Annotated in this window: 7 protein-coding genes and 1 tRNA gene; 2 read left to right on the forward strand and 6 right to left on the reverse strand. The window is 60.9% G+C overall.

Annotated features, from left to right (window positions below; translation table 11 throughout):
• Nucleotides 1–5: 5 nt before the first annotated feature.
• From A9G06_RS14365 to A9G06_RS14375, 3 genes are all read right to left on the reverse strand, one after another.
• Nucleotides 6–3,068, reverse strand: coding sequence for an efflux RND transporter permease subunit (locus tag A9G06_RS14365; RefSeq protein ID WP_069555664.1), 3,063 nt, complete (start codon nucleotides 3,066–3,068; stop codon nucleotides 6–8).
• Between the two features lie 167 nt (nucleotides 3,069–3,235).
• Nucleotides 3,236–5,575 carry an acyl-CoA dehydrogenase gene (locus tag A9G06_RS14370; protein WP_069555665.1) on the reverse strand — a complete coding sequence of 780 codons (2,340 nt, stop codon included), beginning with the start codon at nucleotides 5,573–5,575 and terminating at the stop codon, nucleotides 3,236–3,238.
• A 48-nt stretch (nucleotides 5,576–5,623) separates the two neighbouring features.
• Nucleotides 5,624–6,277, reverse strand: a complete 654-nt coding sequence (locus A9G06_RS14375; protein WP_005334507.1) for a TetR/AcrR family transcriptional regulator — start codon at nucleotides 6,275–6,277, stop codon at nucleotides 5,624–5,626.
• A gap of 468 nt (nucleotides 6,278–6,745) precedes the next feature.
• Here A9G06_RS14375 and A9G06_RS14380 point away from each other — a divergent pair, with 468 nt between their 5' ends.
• Nucleotides 6,746–7,486 carry a phosphatase gene (locus A9G06_RS14380; RefSeq protein WP_069555671.1) on the forward strand — a complete coding sequence of 247 codons (741 nt, stop codon included), beginning with the start codon at nucleotides 6,746–6,748 and terminating at the stop codon, nucleotides 7,484–7,486.
• A gap of 89 nt (nucleotides 7,487–7,575) precedes the next feature.
• Nucleotides 7,576–7,651: transfer RNA gene (locus A9G06_RS14385), tRNA-Thr, on the forward strand.
• A gap of 173 nt (nucleotides 7,652–7,824) precedes the next feature.
• Here A9G06_RS14385 and fdhF read toward each other — a convergent pair.
• The 3 genes from fdhF to A9G06_RS14400 all read right to left on the reverse strand — a co-directional run bounded on the left by fdhF (nucleotide 7,825) and on the right by A9G06_RS14400 (nucleotide 17,991).
• Entirely contained in the window at nucleotides 7,825–12,015 is a 4,191-nt protein-coding gene (fdhF, locus tag A9G06_RS14390; RefSeq protein ID WP_069555666.1) for a formate dehydrogenase subunit alpha, read from the reverse strand.
• Between the two features lie 527 nt (nucleotides 12,016–12,542).
• Nucleotides 12,543–13,754 carry an EAL domain-containing response regulator gene (locus tag A9G06_RS14395; protein ID WP_005353540.1) on the reverse strand — a complete coding sequence of 404 codons (1,212 nt, stop codon included), beginning with the start codon at nucleotides 13,752–13,754 and terminating at the stop codon, nucleotides 12,543–12,545.
• Nucleotides 13,747–17,991 carry a transporter substrate-binding domain-containing protein gene (locus A9G06_RS14400; protein ID WP_069555667.1) on the reverse strand — a complete coding sequence of 1,415 codons (4,245 nt, stop codon included), beginning with the start codon at nucleotides 17,989–17,991 and terminating at the stop codon, nucleotides 13,747–13,749. Before A9G06_RS14400 ends, A9G06_RS14395 begins: the two co-directional genes overlap by 8 nt.
• Between the last annotated feature and the right edge of the window lie 671 nt (nucleotides 17,992–18,662).

The following is an 18,662-nucleotide window of genomic DNA, read 5'->3' on the forward strand; positions in this document are numbered from 1 at the left end:
CTTGCTCAGGCCCGCTGGCGCAGGGGGTGTGGGATCGCCACCTGCTCCCCGAGACGCAGGAAGGCAGGCAACAGGATCAGGGTAAACAGGGTGCTGCAACTCATGCCGCCGACAATGACGGTGGCGAGCCCGCGGTAAATTTCGCTCCCCTCGCTCGGGCTCAACATCAGCGGCAGCATGCCGAAGATGCTGGTGAGGCTGGTCATGGCGATGGGGCGCATCCGGCTTTGCAGGGCATCGGCCACCGCCAGCTGACGGCTCATGCCGTCACGCTCGGCGGTGCGGGTCTGATGCACCAGCAGGATGGCGTTGTTGACCACCAGTCCCAGCAGGATGACAAAGCCGATGATAGTGAGCAGATCCATCGGCAGCGGCACCAGCAGCCCGCTCAGTTGCAGCGCCAGCACGCCGCCAACCGAGGCTAGGGGCAGGGTGAGCAGCACCAGTAGCGCATCCTTGAGGGAGGCAAACACCCCCCACAGCAGCACCAGCAGGATCACCACGGCGAACAGGAAGATGGTCCCCAGATTGTCGAGCGCCTGTTGCAGGCTGTCGGCATTGCCGGCAATGCGCAGCTCGCCACCAGCGGGCAGCAGGGGGCGGATGGCGGCAAAACTGCGTTTTTTCAGGGTGTCGATCACCTGCTCCATGGTCATGCCTGCCGGGGGCGCTATCTGCAGGCTGATGCTGCGCCGCCCATCGGCCCGGAAGATGCTGGCCGGGCCCATGTCGTGCTCCACCCGCAACAGCTCGCCAAGGGGAACGATGCGCCCGGAGGGGGTGGCCAGCGGCACTGCCTTCAGCTCGTCCGGATTGGCGGAGCTCTGCCCCATCAGCATGATGTCGAGCCTATCCTCGCCATCGAAATACTCGCCAACCCGCAAGCCGTCGCCAAAGGTCTGGATGATGGTGGGCAGGGGCGTGCGATCCCAACCCACTTCGGCGAGACGCCGATCTTGCGGCACCAGTTTGAGCTCGGGGGCGGTGAAGTCGAGACTCGGTTCGGGCCGGACCTGTGCTCCCGGCAGGTCCTTGCTGAGGATCCCCATGCTGGCACGGGCCGCCTGATAGAGCTCGGGCAGGTTGCCCCCCTGCAGCAGCAGGGAGACGCCGTTCTCGCTGTCAAAGCCGCCAAACAGCGACCCCTGACCGCCGAACACCCGGGTGTCGGGAATACCCACCAGCAGCTGTTTCATCAACAGGCTCTCCAGCTCCTTGATGCGGGTCTCGTCCTTGGGGCGTACGCCAATCTGGGCGCCCCCCGGGTAGCGCAAGATGTAGTAGTTCTTGAGGGCAGGCTCTTTCTCCCCCTTCATGTAGGGGGCGAGGCGGGCGATCAGGGTATCGATCACCTCTTCGCGCTGGGCCTTGAGGTTGACCCCGGGGGTGAAGTTCATCCAGACATCCACCGCGTCCCGTTTCACGTCCGGCAGATAGTCCATCTTGGGCAGCAGCGCCCAGGTGGCCAGTGCCGGCAGACTCATCATCAGGGTGATGACCGTCCAGCGCTGGCGTGAGGTCGAGGTCCAGCGGATCACATGACGGGTAGTGCGCTGCCACAGCGACTCATAGGGATCGGTCAGCGTTTCACGCCCCATCCAGCGCGCCGCCACCGCAGGCAGCACGATGACGGCGACCAGCATGGAGACAGTCACGGCGCAGGCGATGGTGAGCGCCAGATCGGCAAACAGCTGACCCTCCACATCGTTGAGCAGCAGCACCGGCAGGAAGATGGCGACCGTGGTGAGGGTGGAGGCGACCAGCGCCGTCCACACCTGACGGGTACCTTCGAGCGCCGCCTCCGCCTTGCTCAAATCCCCCCGCTCGTGGCGCCGGTAGATGCTCTCCAGCACCACGATGGCGGCATCGAGCACCATGCCGACGGCAAAGGCGATGCCCGCCAGCGAGATGATGTTGAGGGTGCGATCCATCACCTTGAGCAGGCAGAAGGTGAGCATGATGCTGATGGGGATGGCGAGGGCAATCATCAGGGTCGCCTTGAGCTGGCGCAGGAAGAGCCAGAGGATGGCGCAGGAGAGCAGCACTCCGAGCCCCAGGTTGGCGGTGACCATGCTGACGGCGCGATTGATGTAGAGGGAGGCATCGAACGACTGCTCCATGTGCAGCCCGACCGGCTCCAGCACCTCGCGGTTGAGCTCGTTCACCCGGGCCTTGATCGCCTCAAGGGAGGCCAGGGCATTGGCGCCGCTCTCCTTGAAGATCTGGGCGGCGATGGCGGTATTGCCGTTCTGGATCCGCAGCACCGGGTTCTCCTCCCGTGCGACCCTTACCTCCGCCACATCCCGCAGATAGATGGGCAGGCCATCGCGCCAGTCCACCACCTTGTCCCCCAGCGTCTCGACATCGTAGCGACCGGCGAAGCGCAGCTTGTACTCCCAGCGACCGATGTCGAGGGTACCGGCCGACACGTCCCAGCCGGTGGTGGCCCGGCTGGCCAGCACCGGGATCTCCACCCCCAGCTCGGCGGCGCGGTAGGGGTCGAAACGGATCTGGATCTGGCGCTCGTTGATCCCCTCGACTGCGACTGTCGAGACCCCTTCGATGCGTTCCAGCTCGGGTTTGACCCGCGCCTCGATAAGCGCCTGATGGTCATCGATCACCCCTTTGGCGCCGGGCAGCTGCTGGATGAAGAAGAAGGTGAGGGTATCGTTGCTGCTGTAGTTGTTGACGTAGGGGCCGCCGATCTTGTCCGGCAATCCCGAGACCCGGTTCAGCCGCGAGATCACATCGAGTTGGGCCCGTTGCATGTCGGTGCCGAGGGCAAACTCCATGTCGATTTCGGTAAAGCCGGGATAGCTGTTGCTGACAAGGCTCTTGAGCCCCTGCACCCCCTGCATCTCCTGTTCGATGGGGTCGGTGATCTCCGACTCCATCTCTTGGGGCGAGGCTGAACGCCAGCTCACCGAGATGTTGAGGTGTGGACGGTCGATGTCGGGGAACAGCTGGATCGGCAGTCCCCGGATGCTGAGCAGGCCCAGCAGGAAAATCAGCACGATCGAGACCGCCACCCAGATGGGGCGTTCGATCGCCGTTTTGGCGAGGTTCATTCACTCTTCCTGAGTTGTTGTTATCGGCCATTCCGCTGGCCTTGCTTCCAAAGCCCCTGCAACAGGGACTCAAGCATTTAACTGGAATTCTCCTAGCTTGTAAATGCATGGTTAACAAACAAAAAAACCGGCCACGAGGGCCGGTTTGGTAGAGGGTTGCCAAGGGATCAGGCGGCGTGCTCGACCTTGTTTGGCTGTTTGTTTGCTTGCTGGGAGAAGCCTTCCAGCTCGCCCGGGGCGAAGTTGTCTACCTGAATCGCTTCGTAGCGCAGGGCATCTGCGGCCAGCAGTTTGTCCGCTTCGTCCTTGCTCAGGATGGAACCGGCCAGCGCGGCGGCAACCAGCTCCGGCAGCGCCAGTTTGCGGGGCAGTTTGCCCTCTTTCTGGGCCTGCCCCAGCTTCTTCTCGTAGGGCTGCACAGCGACCATGGCCTGGAAGGCGCGCTCCATCAGGCCGACCGGATCCGCCTCGTCTTTGCCCACATAGCAGAGGGCGGTCAGACGGTCGCGGAACTCGCCCGGCTTCATCATGGCCAGACAGATGGCGTGGCAGCGATCGTCGGCCGGCATCTTGTAACCGATGCCGAACGGGAACACCACGCGCTTGAGTACGGCACCCACCACCTTGTTCGGGAAGTTCTGGAAGAAGCCCTCGAACGCCTTGCCAATCAGGTAGAGGTTGCGCTCCACCGCGTACTGCACGAACGGCAGGTCGGAGACCATACGGCCCTGATCCTCGTAATGCTTGAGGGTGGCGGAGGCCAGATAGAGGTGGCTCAGCACGTCACCCAGACGGGAGGAGATCATCTCCTTGCGCTTGAGATCGCCACCCAGCATCAGCATGGAGACGTCGGCGCACAGGGCCAGCCCTTTACTCATACGGGAGAGCTGTTTGTAGTAGCGGGCGGTTTCACCGGCCACCGGCGCGCTGTTGAACTGACCCAGAGTCAGCCCCTGGAACAGGGAACCGAAGAAGTTGCCGGCGCCGAAGGCGATGTGCTTCATCAGCAGGGCGTCAAACTTCTCGAGACCGCGTTCCACGTCGCTATCTGCTGCAGCTTCCAGCTCGGCAAAGACGTACGGGTGGCAGCGGGTGGCACCCTGCCCGAAGATCATCAGGTTGCGGGTCAGGATGTTGGCCCCTTCCACCGTGATGGCCACCGGAATGCCCATGTAGGCGTAGCCGGTGTAGTTTTTCGGGCCCAGCTGGATGGCTCGACCGGCGTGGATGTCCATGGAGTCATCCATGATCTGGCGCGCCATTTCGGTCATGTGGTACTTGGAAATCGCGGTGACGATGGCCGGTGCCTGACCCAAGTCCAGGGAACCGGCGGTCATGCGACGGGCCCCTTCCAGCTGATAGGTGAGGCCGCCGATACGGGCCAGTGCTTCCTGCACACCTTCAAACTTGCCGATGGACATGCCGAACTGCTTGCGCACATAGGAGTAGGCGCCCACGGTGCGGCTCGCCATGTGACCGCAAGCGGTGCCCAGCGCAGGCAGCGAGATGCCGCGACCGGCGGAGAGGCACTCCACCAGCATGCGCCAGCCGCGACCGGCGTAATCCGGGCCTCCGATGATCCAGTCGAGCGGAATGAACACATCCTTGCCGAAAGTCGGGCCGTTCAGGAACGCCAGACCCATGGGGTAGTGGCGATCGCCGACACGCACGCCGGGGTGGCTGGTGGGGATAAGCGCGCAGGTGATGCCGAGCTCTTCCTTGTCACCCAACAGTTTTTCCGGGTCATAGAGTTTGAACGCCAGCCCCAGCACGGTGGCGCGCGGCGCCAGGGTGATGTAGCGCTTGTTCCAGTTGAGGCGAATACCCAGCACCTCTTCTCCCTTGTGCATCCCCTTGCAGACAATCCCCTTGTCAGGAATGGCGCCTGCATCGGAGCCCGCTTCCGGCCCGGTCAGGGCGAAGCAGGGCACCTCTTTGCCATTGGCCAGCCCCGGCAGCCAGAAATCTTTCTGGGCCTGGGTGCCGTAGTGCATCAGCAGCTCACCCGGGCCGAGAGAGTTCGGTACCATGACGGTGACCGCCACGCTCAGGCTCTTGGTGGCAATGCGGGTGACGATGGTGGAGTTGGCAATCGCCGAGAACTCGCGGCCGCCATAGGATTTCGGGATGATCAGGGAGAAGAAGCCTTCCTTCTTCAGATAGTCCCACACCGGCTCCGGCAGGTCTTTGGTTTCGTTGACGATCTTGAAGTCATCAACCATGGCGAGCAGGGTTTCGACCTGATTGTCGATAAAGGCCTGCTCCTCTGCGGTCAGCTCGGCCTTGCCGTAGCCGTGCAGCTTTTTCCAGTCGGGGTTGCCGCGAAACAACTCGCCATCCCACCAGACGGAGCCGGCTTCCATGGCCTCCCGCTCGGTGGCCGACAAGGGCGGCAATATTTTTTTGAAGATGCCGAACACCGGACGGGTTACCACCTTTTTACGGATGGAGGGTACGCCGAGCACAACGGCTATCGCCAGCACCAGCAGGACAAGCAATGTGATCATACCGAAGTTCCTTCTATTTCACTGTTTCCGTTGATTTATTGTTGGTTGTTACACGGCCAGGGAGAGCCTGGTCGACTCCACGGGCGCCCCGACTCCGGACGCCAGATAAGGAATAACGTTGCGCACCAGCCCTTCCACATCGAGCTGCTGGCCAAAGTCGGCCAGGGCGATGTCGCGCAGCGCATCGGCAGAGGCCATGGTGAATACGACGGTGCCCAGGGTGAAGTGCAGGCGCCAGAAGAGATCCGCTGGCGACAGGGCCGGATTGGCCTTGGAGATGGCCTGGGTGATCCGCTGCAAAATGGGGCCATAGTGGGCGGTGATAAAGCGGCGCAGGTGGCCCTGGCTGTCAATATAGCCGCGCCCCAGCAGCTGCATGAAGATGGCCGGGCCGTTGGCCCGCACCGCTGATAGCTTCATCAGCGGCTCGACAAAACTTTCAAACAGTTGCAGCAAGGTCAGCTGCTCCTGCTCCATCAGTACCCGCAGGCGAGCATCGAGATCGGGCATAAACAGGCTCAGATAGCGGTCGAGCACTGCCTGGATCAGCTCCTTCTTGGAGCCGAAGTGATAATTCACCGACGCCAGATTGACGTCGGCTTCACTAGTGATCAGACGCAAAGAGGTATCGGCGAATCCCCGCTCGGCAAACAGCACTTCAGCGGCGTCGAGAATACGGTTTTTGGTATCGATTTTACTCACTGGACACCTCACTTAAACGAATGTTTAAAAAGTACGTTTCATAACGTGAAGTGTCAAGAGAATGTGAATGAGTGTTAGCGGAATGTTTTTCGATGAAAAAAGCAAAGTGGGCGGAACTTAGTCAAAAAGCAGGACTCTATATCTATGCCACTGCAATTAAACATTAAGTCTCGCCCAACCTGCTCCATGCTAGTTGGGCCTTTTTTTGCGCGTTTGTTACCAGTTTGCGGTTTGCAGGCAAAAAAAACCGCCGCAGGGCGCGACGGTGGGGAAAGTGAGTTCGCGTCATCCTGACAGCAAACTGTCGATGCGAGTTCAGGCATGTATCGACGGGGGCAGTATGCCAGCCAGAGCCCCTCAGACTATGTCAGCTTCGCGGTATTTTGTGACAAAGTGTGGCAAGCACTGGCGTGGCCCAAGCTGCCGCTCTTTGTTATGCTGCCCTTTCAAAATATGAGGGGAGAGAAGATGAAGTACCCGGTCGATACCCACACTCACACCATTGCCAGCACCCATGCCTACAGCACCATCCACGACTATCTGCCGATAGCCAGGGCCAAGGGGATCAAGCTGTTCGCCACCACGGATCATGGCCCCGAGATGGCCGATGCCCCTCATGTCTGGCATTTCGCCAACTTGCCGATATTGCCAAGAGTGGTGGATGGGGTAGGGATCCTGCGGGGTATCGAGGCCAACATCAAAAACCTGGAGGGGGAGATCGATTTTCCCGAGCGCTATGAGTCGCGCCTCGACATGATCATGGCGGGTTTTCATGAGCAGGTATTCCCTCCCTGCGATCAGGCTACCCACACCCAGGCGATGATCAACGCCATCAAGAGCGGCCGGGTCGACATGATCAGCCACCCGGGCAACCCCGCATTTCCCATCGACATTCAGGCGGTGGTCAAGGCGGCCGCTGACTATCGGGTAGCGCTGGAGATCAACAATTCCTCCTTCATTCATTCCCGCCCGGGGAGCGAAGGCAACTGCCGTGCCATAGTCGAAGCCGCGCGAGATCTGGGGGCCTATCTCACCTTCGGCTCCGATTCCCACGTGGCATTTACTCTTGGCGATTTTGACCACTGCCACCGTCTGGTGACCGAAGCGGGCTTCCCGCAAGAGCGGATCCTGGTGCGCTCCCCCCGCGCCCTGCTCGAATTTCTCGAAAGCCGCGGCCGGGCCCATATCCCCGAGTTTTCCGATCTGTAAATCGGACTCTAACACCATGAGCCAACTCATAAAATCGAGCTGCCTCAATTGACTTGCCGGCCATTTTTTATGAATGTGGAGAGCAACAAGCCGGTATAGCTCAGTTGGTAGAGCAGCGCATTCGTAATGCGAAGGTCAGGAGTTCGATTCCCCTTATCGGCACCATACAAAACAAAGGGTTAGCTTCTCAGCGAAGCTAACTCTTTGTGCTTTTTGGTTGGTGGCCCCTTCTCATACCCCTCTTTATGCGCTCGCAAAGCCAAGGGGGAAGGGTCGGCAGGCCAGACACCCGGTAGGTGGCCACTCAGGTGGTAACCAAGCGGCACTCGCTATTCCCCTCAGGTCACCTCGGGTTCTGGCTTGGCCGGTTCCGCCTGCATGGTGTGTTGCCCTCCTTGCCTCGGGCACTCCAGCTTGTCGATGCGCACCGCCGCCACCTTGAATTCGGGGATCTTGGCGTGGGGGTCGGTGGCATTGATGGTGAGCCGGTTGGCGGGGGCTTCGGCGAAGTGGAACGGGATAAAGACCACGCCCGGTTGCATCCGCTTGGTGACGAAGGCGGGCAGCTCGATATGGCCGCGGCGGCTGGTGACCTTCACCCGCTCACTGTTGCTGATGCCCATCCGCTGCGCATCCGCCACGCTCATCATCACCCGCGGGCCAGCCAGCTTGTCGAGCCCCCTGGTCTTGCGGGTCATGGTGCCGGTGTGGAACTGCTCCAGCAGGCGGCCGGTGGTGAGCACGATGGGATAGGTCTCGTCGGGCAGTTCGGCGGCATAGCGGAACGGGGTGGCGATCATCTCCCCCTTGCCACGGGTGAACTGCTTGCCGTGGAGCAGGCGAGTACCTTCGGGCGCCGCGTCGTTGCAGGGCCACTGCAATCCCTCCGGCCCCACCTTGTCCCACTGGATGCTGGCGTATTGCGGGGTAACCTGGCAGATCTCGGCGGTGATCTCCTGTGGGTGTTGATAGCGCCAGTCGCCGCCCATGGCGTTGGCGATCTGCTGGATGATCCACCAATCCTCCCGCGCCTCACCCGGTGCCTTGAGGGCGGGGGAGATGCGCTGCACCCGCCGCTCGGTGTTGGTGAAGTGGCCGCTCTTCTCGGCAAAGGAGCAGGAGGGGAGCACCACATCGGCCAGCTGGGCGGTTTCGGAGAGGAAGATATCCTGCACCACCAGAAACTCCAGCTGCTTGAGCCCCTCGATGACGTGATGCTGGTCCGGATCGCTCAGCACCGGGTTCTCGCCCATCACATAGAGCCCCTTGATGCTGCCCGCGCAGGCGGCATCGATGGTCTCGGTAAGGGTGAGGCCGGGCGTGCGCGGCAAGTCCGGCTGCTGCCAGGCGGCCGCGAAGCGGGCATGCACCTCGGGGTTGGCCACCTTCTGATAGCCGGGCAGGCAGTTGGGCAGCGCCCCCATGTCACAGGCACCCTGCACGTTGGATTGGCCCCGCAGCGGGTTGATGCCGCCCCCTTCGATGCCGATGTTGCCGCACAGCAGTTGCAGGTTGGCGATGGCCCGCACGTTGTCGTGGCCGGTGGTGTGCTGGGTGATCCCCATGGAGTAGTAGATGGCAGTGCGTTCGGCGGTGCCGATAAGGCGCGCGAGCTCGATCACCTGCTCGGCCGGTACGCCGGTGACAAGGGCCACCTTGTCCGGTGCATAGGCGGGGGAGAGCACCTCCGCTTGCAGCGCCTCGAACCCTTCTACTCGTGCGGCGATATAGGCCTTGTCGTGCCAGTCGTGCTGGATGATCTGCTGCATCAGGCCGTTGAGCAGCATCACGTCGGTGCCGGGGCGATGGGCCAGATAGAGGCTGGCATGGTCCGCCATCTCGATCCGTTTCGGATCGGCCACCACCAGCCGCGCCTTGCCCATGGTGACGGCCCGCTTGATATGGGAACCGATGATGGGGTGGGCCGCCGAGGTGTCGGAGCCGATGATGAAGATGAGATCCGAGTGGTCGATGCTCGGGATGTCGTTGGTCATGGCGCCGCTGCCGAGCGACGCCTCCAGCCCGGTGACGGTGGAGGCGTGGCAGAGCCGTGCGCAGTGATCCACGTTGTTGGTGCCCAGCTCCCGGCGCATGAACTTCTGGAACAGGTAGTTCTCTTCGTTGGTTGTTTTGGCCGATGAGAAACCTGCCAGCGCATCGCTGCCATAGCGCTGGCGCAGGGCGGTGAAACGCTCGGCCACCAGCGCTATGGCCTCTTGCCAGCTGGCGGGCACCAGCTTGCCATTTTTACGGACAAGCGGGGTGGTGAGGCGCTCCTCGCTCTGGATAAAGTCAAAGCCGAAGCGTCCCTTGACGCAGAGCAGCCCCTGATTGACCGGCGAGTTGCGATTCCCCTCCACATAGCGGATGCGGTTGCGCGCCTCATCGACGTAGAGGGTAACGCCGCAGCCCACTCCGCAGTAGGTGCAGATGGTATTAACCGGCGTGAGCAGCTCGGTGCGCCCCTGCGACTTGTCGCGGGCATCCACCAGGGCGCCGGTGGGGCAGACCTGTACGCAGGCGCCGCACTGCACGCAGTGGGAGTCGCCCATCGAGAGCCCCGTGTCGAACTGCGGCCGGTTCGAGAGGGTGCCATCGCTGTTCTTGGCAAAGCGCAGCACCCCCTGCACTGCTTGCTCACCACAGGTCTGCACGCACTGGCCGCAGCCGATGCAGCGGTTGGCATCAAAGACGATAAATTCGCTGCTGTTGTCCACGGCAAATTTCTGGCACTGGCTGGTATCGAGAGCGCTCTGCTCGACCTTGTATTCGGTGGCGTAGTCGCGCAGTGCACAATCGGTGTTGGCCTGACAGCCGCACTCGAGGCAGCGGCTGGCTTCGCTGCGGGCATCGGCATCACTCAAACCGCGTTCCACCTCGGCAAAGCTGCCCTCGCGATCCTGCTCTGCCAAATGGGGCATGATGGTGCGAGCGACTTTTTTCAGGTGAGCAAACTGGGCGGGATCGACCTGCTTGAGGGTGGGAGCCTTGCAGGCGTTGAAGGGGCGAACCGGGTCGATCATGTCACCATGGAGGAACTGAACGATGGCCAGCGCGGCCTTGCGACCATCGGCGACCGCCTCGATGGCGGTGGCGGGCCCGCGGCGCAGATCGCCGATGGCGAACAGGTTGCCGTGGCCGCTGTGCATGGTCTCGGGATGGGATTCCAGCGTCTGCCAGCGGGTGAAGGGGAGGGTGAGAGGCTCCCCTTCCATAAAGCTGAGATCCGGCTGCTGCGACACCGCCGCAATCACGGTATCAAACTCTTCAAGGAAGAACTCGCCAGTAGGCTCGGGGCGGCGACGGCCGGAGGCGTCCGGCTCGCCGAGGGCCATCTTCTCGAGGCGCACCTGACAGACGCGACCACGGCTGTCCGGCAGATTCTCCACCGGATTGGTCAGCATCAAAAAACGTACTCCTTCCTGCTCCGCCTCGTCGATCTCGTACGCTTCGGCAGGCATCTCGGCACGGGTGCGGCGATAGATAAGGGTGGTCTCGGCGCCGAGGCGTACCGCTGTGCGGGCGCAGTCGATGGCGGTATTACCACCGCCGATCACCGCGACTTTCTTGCCGGTGGTGAGCCGCTTGGCCAGCATCCGATCCTTGAGGTAATCGACCCCGAGATAGCAGCCGGCCAGGGTGCTGCCCGGGTAATCCATCGGCACCGCTTTGGAAGCGCCGACTGCCAGACAGACCGCATCATAGTCACGGCACAGCGCCGAGAGGGTGATCTGGTGGCCCAGTCGCTGCTTGGTGTGGATCCGCATGCCGCTTTGGCACATCAGGGCGATCTCCTGATCGAGGATCGCCTTGGGCAGCCGGTATTCGGGGATACCGTAGCGCAGCCAGCCACCCGCTTCGGGCATCGCCTCGAACAGATCGACCTCGAATCCCTCGTAGCCCAGATAGTAACCGCAGGTGAGGCCGCCTGGGCCGCTGCCGATAATGGCAACCCGCTTGCCCTTGGCGGGCTTCTTTGCCGGTTGATAGGGGGCAACCTCGGCCAGATCGAGATCGGCGGCATGGCGCTTGAGCTGGCGAATGGCCAGCGGTTCATCCACCAGCGCGCGGCGGCACTCCGCCTCACAGAATGCGGGGCAGACCCGGCCGATGGAGAGGGGCATCGGCAGGGTCTGATTGATGACGGCCATCGCCGCTTCGTGCTCCCCCATGGCGATATGGTGCAGATAGGATTGAATGTCCACCCCGGCCGGGCAGGCGCGTTGGCAGGGAGCTTCGCAATCGGCGTAGTGATCTGCGAGGATGCGACCGAGCGCCTGCTGGCGGTGCGCGCGCAGGGCATCGCTGTGCGTCGTGATCATCATCCCTGCCTCGGGGCGCGTCTCGCAGGCGCGCCGGATGCCGAGACCGGCAATCTCGACCACGCAGAGATCGCACGGCGTCTTGGGGGCGCTGGTGTTGTCACCGCACAGGGAGGGGATGTCGATCTGGTGCTGTTTGGCTATCTGGAGCAGGGTCTGGGTCGGGTTAACCGTCAACTGAGCCCCATCGAGGGTGATGGTGATCATGGCGTCATAAACTCGCTTTCAAGGCGCAGAAAATGCTGCATCTGGCGGAGCCAGCAGGGGAAGCGACAGGGAGGTCGCTTGCTATACGCTCACCATAACAAAGATTATTTACAACTTTATTTGATTTTAGACAGCTTATTGTTCAAAAGGGAAAACGATTTCAGGTTGTCTTGTCTACCTCATCGGCACGGCTCATCTTTGAGAGCTATTCCTGTTAAAGCAGAAGATTCATTGTCTTATTGTCAGTTTGTGCATCTAGCAGAAGAGAGGCCGCTCTCGCTCGCGGTAGGTGTGATCCGCCAGTAGTACCATTTTTATGCAACTTATTTTGCATAAGTGGTGACTCAAGGCATGCGGTGCATGCAGAGCAAAGGGGGGGGGCACTCGACTGGATAGACGGGGCTGGAGAGGGGGAGGGCATGCAGTGAGTGGTGAGCCCTAGATAAAGAAAATGGCCACCTTTTCCAAGGTGGCCATTCACGTTGCCGATCGGCGCGCTGTTGGCCCAAAGGGTTGGTTGCGGAAGATCAGCCGGATATCAGGGTGGGCAGCCGGGCTTGCCAGATCTGGTGCCAGTGCTGCAGTTCGCTGCGTGGCATAGGGCGGGCTGTAAAGAAGCCCTGGCAGATATCGCACCCCAGCTTGGCCAGCAGTTGCCAGGTCTGCACATCTTCCACCCCTTCGGCGACTGATTTCAGCCCCAGCTTGCGGGCCAGCTCGATGCTCGATTCGATGATGGCCAGACGGGAGGGATCGGCATAGCAGCGATCGACAAACGAACGGTCAAGTTTGAGCTCGGTAAACGGCAGCAGCGCCAGCTGCTGCATCGAGGAGTAGCCGGTACCGAAGTCATCGATGGAGAGGCCAAAGCCGTGCATCCGCAGCCGGGTCAGCACCTCCAGAGCCTTGCCGATATCCTCGACAAACGAGCTTTCTGTCACCTCCAGGGTGATCAGCTCGGGATTGACGCCCCAGCGCTGGCACTGGTTGATCAGGAAGTGGCAGAGATCTCCCTCAATCAGCGAGGTGGTTGAGAGATTCATCGACAGATTGAGGGAGAGGCCGGTCTGCCCCCACAGATGGCAATCCTGCAGCGACTTGTTGATGATGACATCGGTCAGCTGATCGATAAGGCCGTTATTTTCCGCCAGCGGGATAAACATGCCGGGAGAGATCAGCCCGTATTCCGGATGCTGCCAGCGGGCCAGCGCCTCCATCCCCACCCACTGGCCGGATGCAAAGCCGACCTTGGGTTGATACCAGGGCAGTAGCTGGTCGTTGTCGAGGGCTCGTTTGAGCTCGTCCACTGAGAGGACGAGGCCATCGTCCTTGCCCGAGGGAGCCGACTTTGGCGCCCAGGAGTCGATCAGCTGGCGCAGTCGCTGCGGGCTGGAGGGTTTCTCGATGCGACCCAGCACATGGAGACCATAGGCCGCGCTCATCCGCAGCACGGCCTCCACCACGTCATCTTCCAGCGCGCTGGAGAGGATGATGCCGCCCCGAAAGCCACCCAGCGAGAGGCGGCGCAGCAGCGCCATGCCATCCATGCCGGGCATCCGCAGATCGCAGAACAGAATGTCGACAGTGTGGCTCTGGCATAGCGCCAGAGCCTCGATGCCGTCTGCGGCCTCGAGCAGTTGCTGATAACCGAGCGCCCGGATCTGGTGCATCAGGGTCTTGCGTTGAAACCCGTGATCCTCGACCACCATGATGACCAACTCGTCTGCCGTTCTACTCATCGAGCCACAATCCCATTTCACGTTCTATATTGTTCATCTGTTCTTCCACTCTTTGTGTCAGCAGCGCGAGCTCGCTCAACTGCTTGAGGCGGGCCGCCGATTCCAGTTGCGCCGCCTGCTCGGCCAGGGAGAGCTCCCCGACCATTCTGGCTGCCCCCTTGATGCGGTGGGCGATCTCCACCAGCTCCTGGCTATCATCGGAGGAGAGCGCGCTCATCATAGCGTGGCAATCTTTCCGGTTGGAGGCCAGATACTCCCTTGCCATGCTTTTGGCAATCCCTTCATCGCCAAACAGATCTTGCCAGCGACCGATCATGTCGAGATTGATGATCTGTCGTGCGGGAACTCTCTCTGTGATCGTAGTCGCGGGCAACCACCGCAGCAGCATCTGGCGCAGTGACTCCAGCGAATAGGGTTTGCACAGCATGCCGTTCATGCCGGCTGCCGTCATATTGGCTGCCGCCTCCTCCGAGGTATCGGCGGTGACGCCGATGATGGGGGCTTGCTCTCCTTGTTCCCGCAGGCGGCGGGTCAGGGTGTAGCCATCCATGTGCGGCATGTGGCAGTCGGTGATCAGCAGGGCGAAATCCCGGGTTTGCCAGGCGCGAAGCGCCTTCTCGCCATCTTCCACTACCTCGCACTCCACCCCCAGAATCGCCAACTGACGGGTCAGCAGGGCACGATTGACCAGATGATCATCGGCGACCAGCACCCGCCCGCTCAGTTTTTCGATGCTGGCGGCATGGGTGGCCACGGCTCGCCCGGTGATCAGCTCGCGGCAGCTTTCGAGCAACAGATCCGGATAGAGGGGGGATTGGCCGAGGCGCCACCAGTTCTCCGAGCCCATGCGCCCCCGCAACGCTTCGCGGGGGGAGAGGATGACCCCCTTGAGAGTGCCGGACTGCAGCAAGGTGTGCCAATCGCTCCCCATGCTGGACTCCAGCGCGGCCTCTTCCGCCAACAGCAGGCCGTCGAGATCGGCGGTGAGCTGGTGGATATCGAGGGGGCTCAACCGGGCGCCGAGCCGCACCATGGTGGCCTGCAAGGCGGCATCGCTACCCAGCCACCACCATTCGCTGCCCGCCAGTGCGGGTGGCTCCCACAGGCCATTGAGCAGCGGGATGCTGAAGCGGAAACAGGCCCCTGCACCGAGCTGGCTCTTGACTGTCAGGGTGCCGCCCATCTTCTTCACCAGCTGATCACAGATGGTCAGGCCCAGACCGGTACCACCAAAGCGGCGATTGATATCGGATTCCACCTGCTCGAACGGGGTAAAGAGCAGCGCTTGCTTCTCTTCGGCGATGCCGATGCCGGTATCCGTCACCGCGATAACCAGCTGCTGGTCGTGGCAGCTGACCTGGATCGAAATGGCGCCCTGCTCGGTGAACTTCACCGCATTGTTGAGCAGATTGGAAACCACCTGGCCCACTCTGACCGGATCGATATCGGCCAGGTCGGGGAGTTGATCCTCCCACTGGAGCGTGACCTTCAGCCCCTTGCTATAGGCCAGCGCGGCATGGCCGCGGATCACATCGCACACCACAGGTTGCAGACGGCAGGATTGGCGATTGAGGTGCAGCTGACCCGCCTCGATTTTGGAAAAGTCGAGGATATCGTTGACCAGATAGAGCAGGTGGTTGGCCGAGCTCTCCACATTGCGCAGCAGATAGCGCTGGTCATCATTGAGCTCGCTCATGCGCAGCAGCTCCAGCATGCCGTGCATGCCCGAGATGGGGGTTCTCAGCTCATGGCTCATGGTGGCCAGGAAACGGCTGCGAGCCTGCATCGCCTGCTCGGCCGCGGCGCGCGCCTCACGCAGCTCATGCTCCTGTTGCTTGATGGCGGTGATGTCCTGCACCACGCCGTTGAGCAGGCGATCATGGCCCTGTTGCGCCACAAAGTTGCCGCGGATCTGGATATAGCGCTCCCCCTGAACAGAGGGCACCAGCACCTCCATATCGAGCGGCTCAAGGGTTTGCGCATGTTTGGCCACCTTATCGATAAAGGTTGCCAACGCCTCATCGTTCAAGCCGAGGATCTCGCCGCCAGACTCGGCTGCCATCAACTCTTGGTGGGTCATCCCGAGAATGTCGCTGGCCCCTTGGGACAGATAGAGGAATTTCCCCTTGCCGGCCCCTTGCCAGAGATATTGATAAACCAGACCCGGCATGCTGTCGGTGATGTCCCGCAGTCTGCCCTCCACTTCCCGCACCTTGTTTTCGGCTGCCTTGAGGGCACTGACATCGGTCAATACCGTCAGCACCCCCTGAATCGCGCCGTCTGCTGCGCGATAGGGCAACTTGACGTAGACCACGTGAAGGGGAACATCCCCCTCGCGCTGGGTATAACCCGATCCTTGGAAGATATCGCCGGTTTCCCAGACCGCACGCTCCTCGCGCAACATCTGTTGCCGCTCGTCCTCGGTCATATAGCCCCAGCGATCCCCTTCTTCCCCATCACCGACAAACAGCTCGCGGTATGCCCGGTTGCTGAGGGTCAGGCGATGATCGCGATCCCGCAGCGCCACCATATTGGGCAGGGAGTCGAGCAGGGTCTGGATGAACACCAACTGTTCATTGAGCGTCTTCTCGGCCCGTTGTCGCTGCACGATCTCCCGTTTCAGGGTACGGTTCCAGGCCCAGAACAGGGTAAACAGCAGGGTGGCAGTTGCGCCGCTCATTACGAACCAGAACAGCACTGTTTCGTTATTGATGCCGGTCTGCACGCTCATGGAGAGCCAGCGTCTCTCCACTTTATTGAGCTCCTCCGGCGGTATCGAATAGAGCACCTTGGTAAGGATCCGCTGCAGCATGGGGTCTTTGCGCGTAGCCATGGCGACCGGCAAGCGCAAGTCTTTGCCGGCATAGACCACCTGATAGCGTTCGCTCACCCGCTTGTTGATGGATGGTAGGGTGACCATCACGTAGTCGGCATCGCCCGTGTCCAGCAGCTCCAGCAAGCGGTTGTCATTGTTGACCTCTACCGGATGGGCGCCGATGTGGGTCAGCAGATCTTTATCCAGCGAGCCATGCACCATGCCGACCCGTTTCCCTCGCAGCAGTGAGAGATCGGTGATATCGGCACTGCGTTTGGGGGCAATAACGACCCGATCGACAAACAGATAGCCGGGGGTGAACAGCGCAAACTGGCCGCGGTCGTGGTTGGGGGAGATGGCCGGAATAAAATCGATCTGCCGCAGCTTCAGCATATTCTGGGTTTCACCCCAGCTATTGGTGCGAACCAGAGAGAACTTCAGCCCGGAGACTTGCTGCATCAGCGCCATCAGGTCCGCCACATAACCGACCAGCCTGCCCCGGTAATTGAATTCGCTCATGGAGGTCCAGTCCGGAGAAACGCCGTAAGTCAGCTCAGGATGCTGGTTGAGCCACTCCTGCTCCTCAGGGGTAAACTGCACAGACTTCACCGCTCCTGAGTCCGCATGTTGGCTAGTTGTGGTGGCGGCCAGCATGTGACGACGATCTTCAACCGGTATCTCGTTGAATGCCTTGCTCACCAGGCTGACCAGTGCCGGGTCGCTCTTGTGCATATTGATGGAGAGAGACGTGCCGCTTACCCATTCCGGAGTGGCAATGGTGAAGCCAGCCTTGGGGTGCTGATCTTTCACCATCACCAGTGACGGCATGTCGGCAAGATAGGCGTCAGCCATGCGCTTTTTGAGCATAAACGCTGCTTCGCTGCGACTCTCTGCCTCGGTCACACGGGGAAATCCCAGTTTTTTCAATTCACTGCAAGCATTGACTCCTGTGACACAGATCCAGTGCAAACCATGGGCATCCTGTCGTGACAACTTCGTTTTGCCATTGTTGAGCAGCACGCCGCGCGGCATGGAGAGCAAAAACGGCAGGGAGACAATATTGGATCGCCACTGTTCGCTTGGCTGGTCGTTCACCAGCATGTCGATTTCGCCGTGGCCAAGCCCGGTTAGCGCATCCACGTAGGAGGGGTAAACCTTGTAGCGCAGGGTCAACCCGAGCGTTCTGGCAATCTGCTGCGCAATGTCGGGGACTGGGCCGGTAAAGCGTTGATCTGCATCCTTATAGCTGTATGGAGGGTCACCCATCGTCGGCATGCCGATGACCAACTCCTGGTGTGATGACAGCCAGGCGCGCTCAGACAGATCAAACTCGTCTTCATTCAGACTGGTAATGGCGTGCGCCGCCACGCCCCAGAGCAGTAGCAGGAGAAACAGGAATAGACGATCACATTGGCGGAGCATCAGAAGGAATCCAACAGAATTGGGCGCGTATTGTAAGTGCATTAAAATGCAGCGGCCAACCTCAATTTACTCAATAATGTTCCGCGGCATATCTGCCTGCTGCAAGCCGGTGCTGGTCTATCCCGACAGCATTGGTTGCAGCTTAGCTGCGACATCAAGGGCAATCAGCCACTGATTGGTACAAGTGTGGGTCTGGAGAATTTTCTATTTGGTTCAAGCCGTCAGGCGCTGGGGTGGGTAGGGGATGTATTGAAGGACTTACAGGGGGGAACCTGTTTTTACTGTAACAAGGCGATACACGGGAGTGGCGAGGTAGACCATTTCATCCCCTGGCGTCGTTATCCAATCGATTTGGGCCACAAATTCGTACTGGAACACGTCAACTGTAACCGGAGCAAACGGGGTTTTTCTCGCCGCTGCCGAGCACAGGAATGCCTGGTACGAACAGAATATTCTGACTCACGGGGCGTACCTCACTGACGAGCTGGCCCCTCTGGTGAGCGTCTATGCCGAGCGTTCTACCGCCATCGCCACTTGGGCCTATCAGCAAGCACTCCGTGAGCATGTTCGGTTGTGGCGTGGTATTGACCTGTTTGTGAACGTGACAGCCCCCAGTGTGAATATTCCCCTGCGCTTTCTGTGAGGCGTTGAGGCTTTCAAGCTTTGTCTAG

Source organism: Aeromonas sp. DNP9, assembly GCF_001728955.1.
In the GTDB taxonomy this organism is placed as follows: Bacteria; Pseudomonadota; Gammaproteobacteria; order Enterobacterales; family Aeromonadaceae; genus Aeromonas; species Aeromonas veronii.

Excerpts from the sequence above, each read along its gene's own strand:
- A9G06_RS14365 (WP_069555664.1), bottom strand. The coding sequence starts at position 3,068 with ATGAACCTCGCCAAAACGGCGATCGAACGCCCCATCTGGGTGGCGGTC.
- A9G06_RS14370 (WP_069555665.1), bottom strand. The coding sequence starts at position 5,575 with ATGATCACATTGCTTGTCCTGCTGGTGCTGGCGATAGCCGTTGTGCTC.
- fdhF (WP_069555666.1), bottom strand. The coding sequence starts at position 12,015 with ATGATCACCATCACCCTCGATGGGGCTCAGTTGACGGTTAACCCGACC.
- A9G06_RS14395 (WP_005353540.1), bottom strand. The coding sequence starts at position 13,754 with ATGAGTAGAACGGCAGACGAGTTGGTCATCATGGTGGTCGAGGATCAC.
- A9G06_RS14400 (WP_069555667.1), bottom strand. The coding sequence starts at position 17,991 with ATGCTCCGCCAATGTGATCGTCTATTCCTGTTTCTCCTGCTACTGCTC.
- A9G06_RS14380 (WP_069555671.1), top strand. The coding sequence starts at position 6,746 with ATGAAGTACCCGGTCGATACCCACACTCACACCATTGCCAGCACCCAT.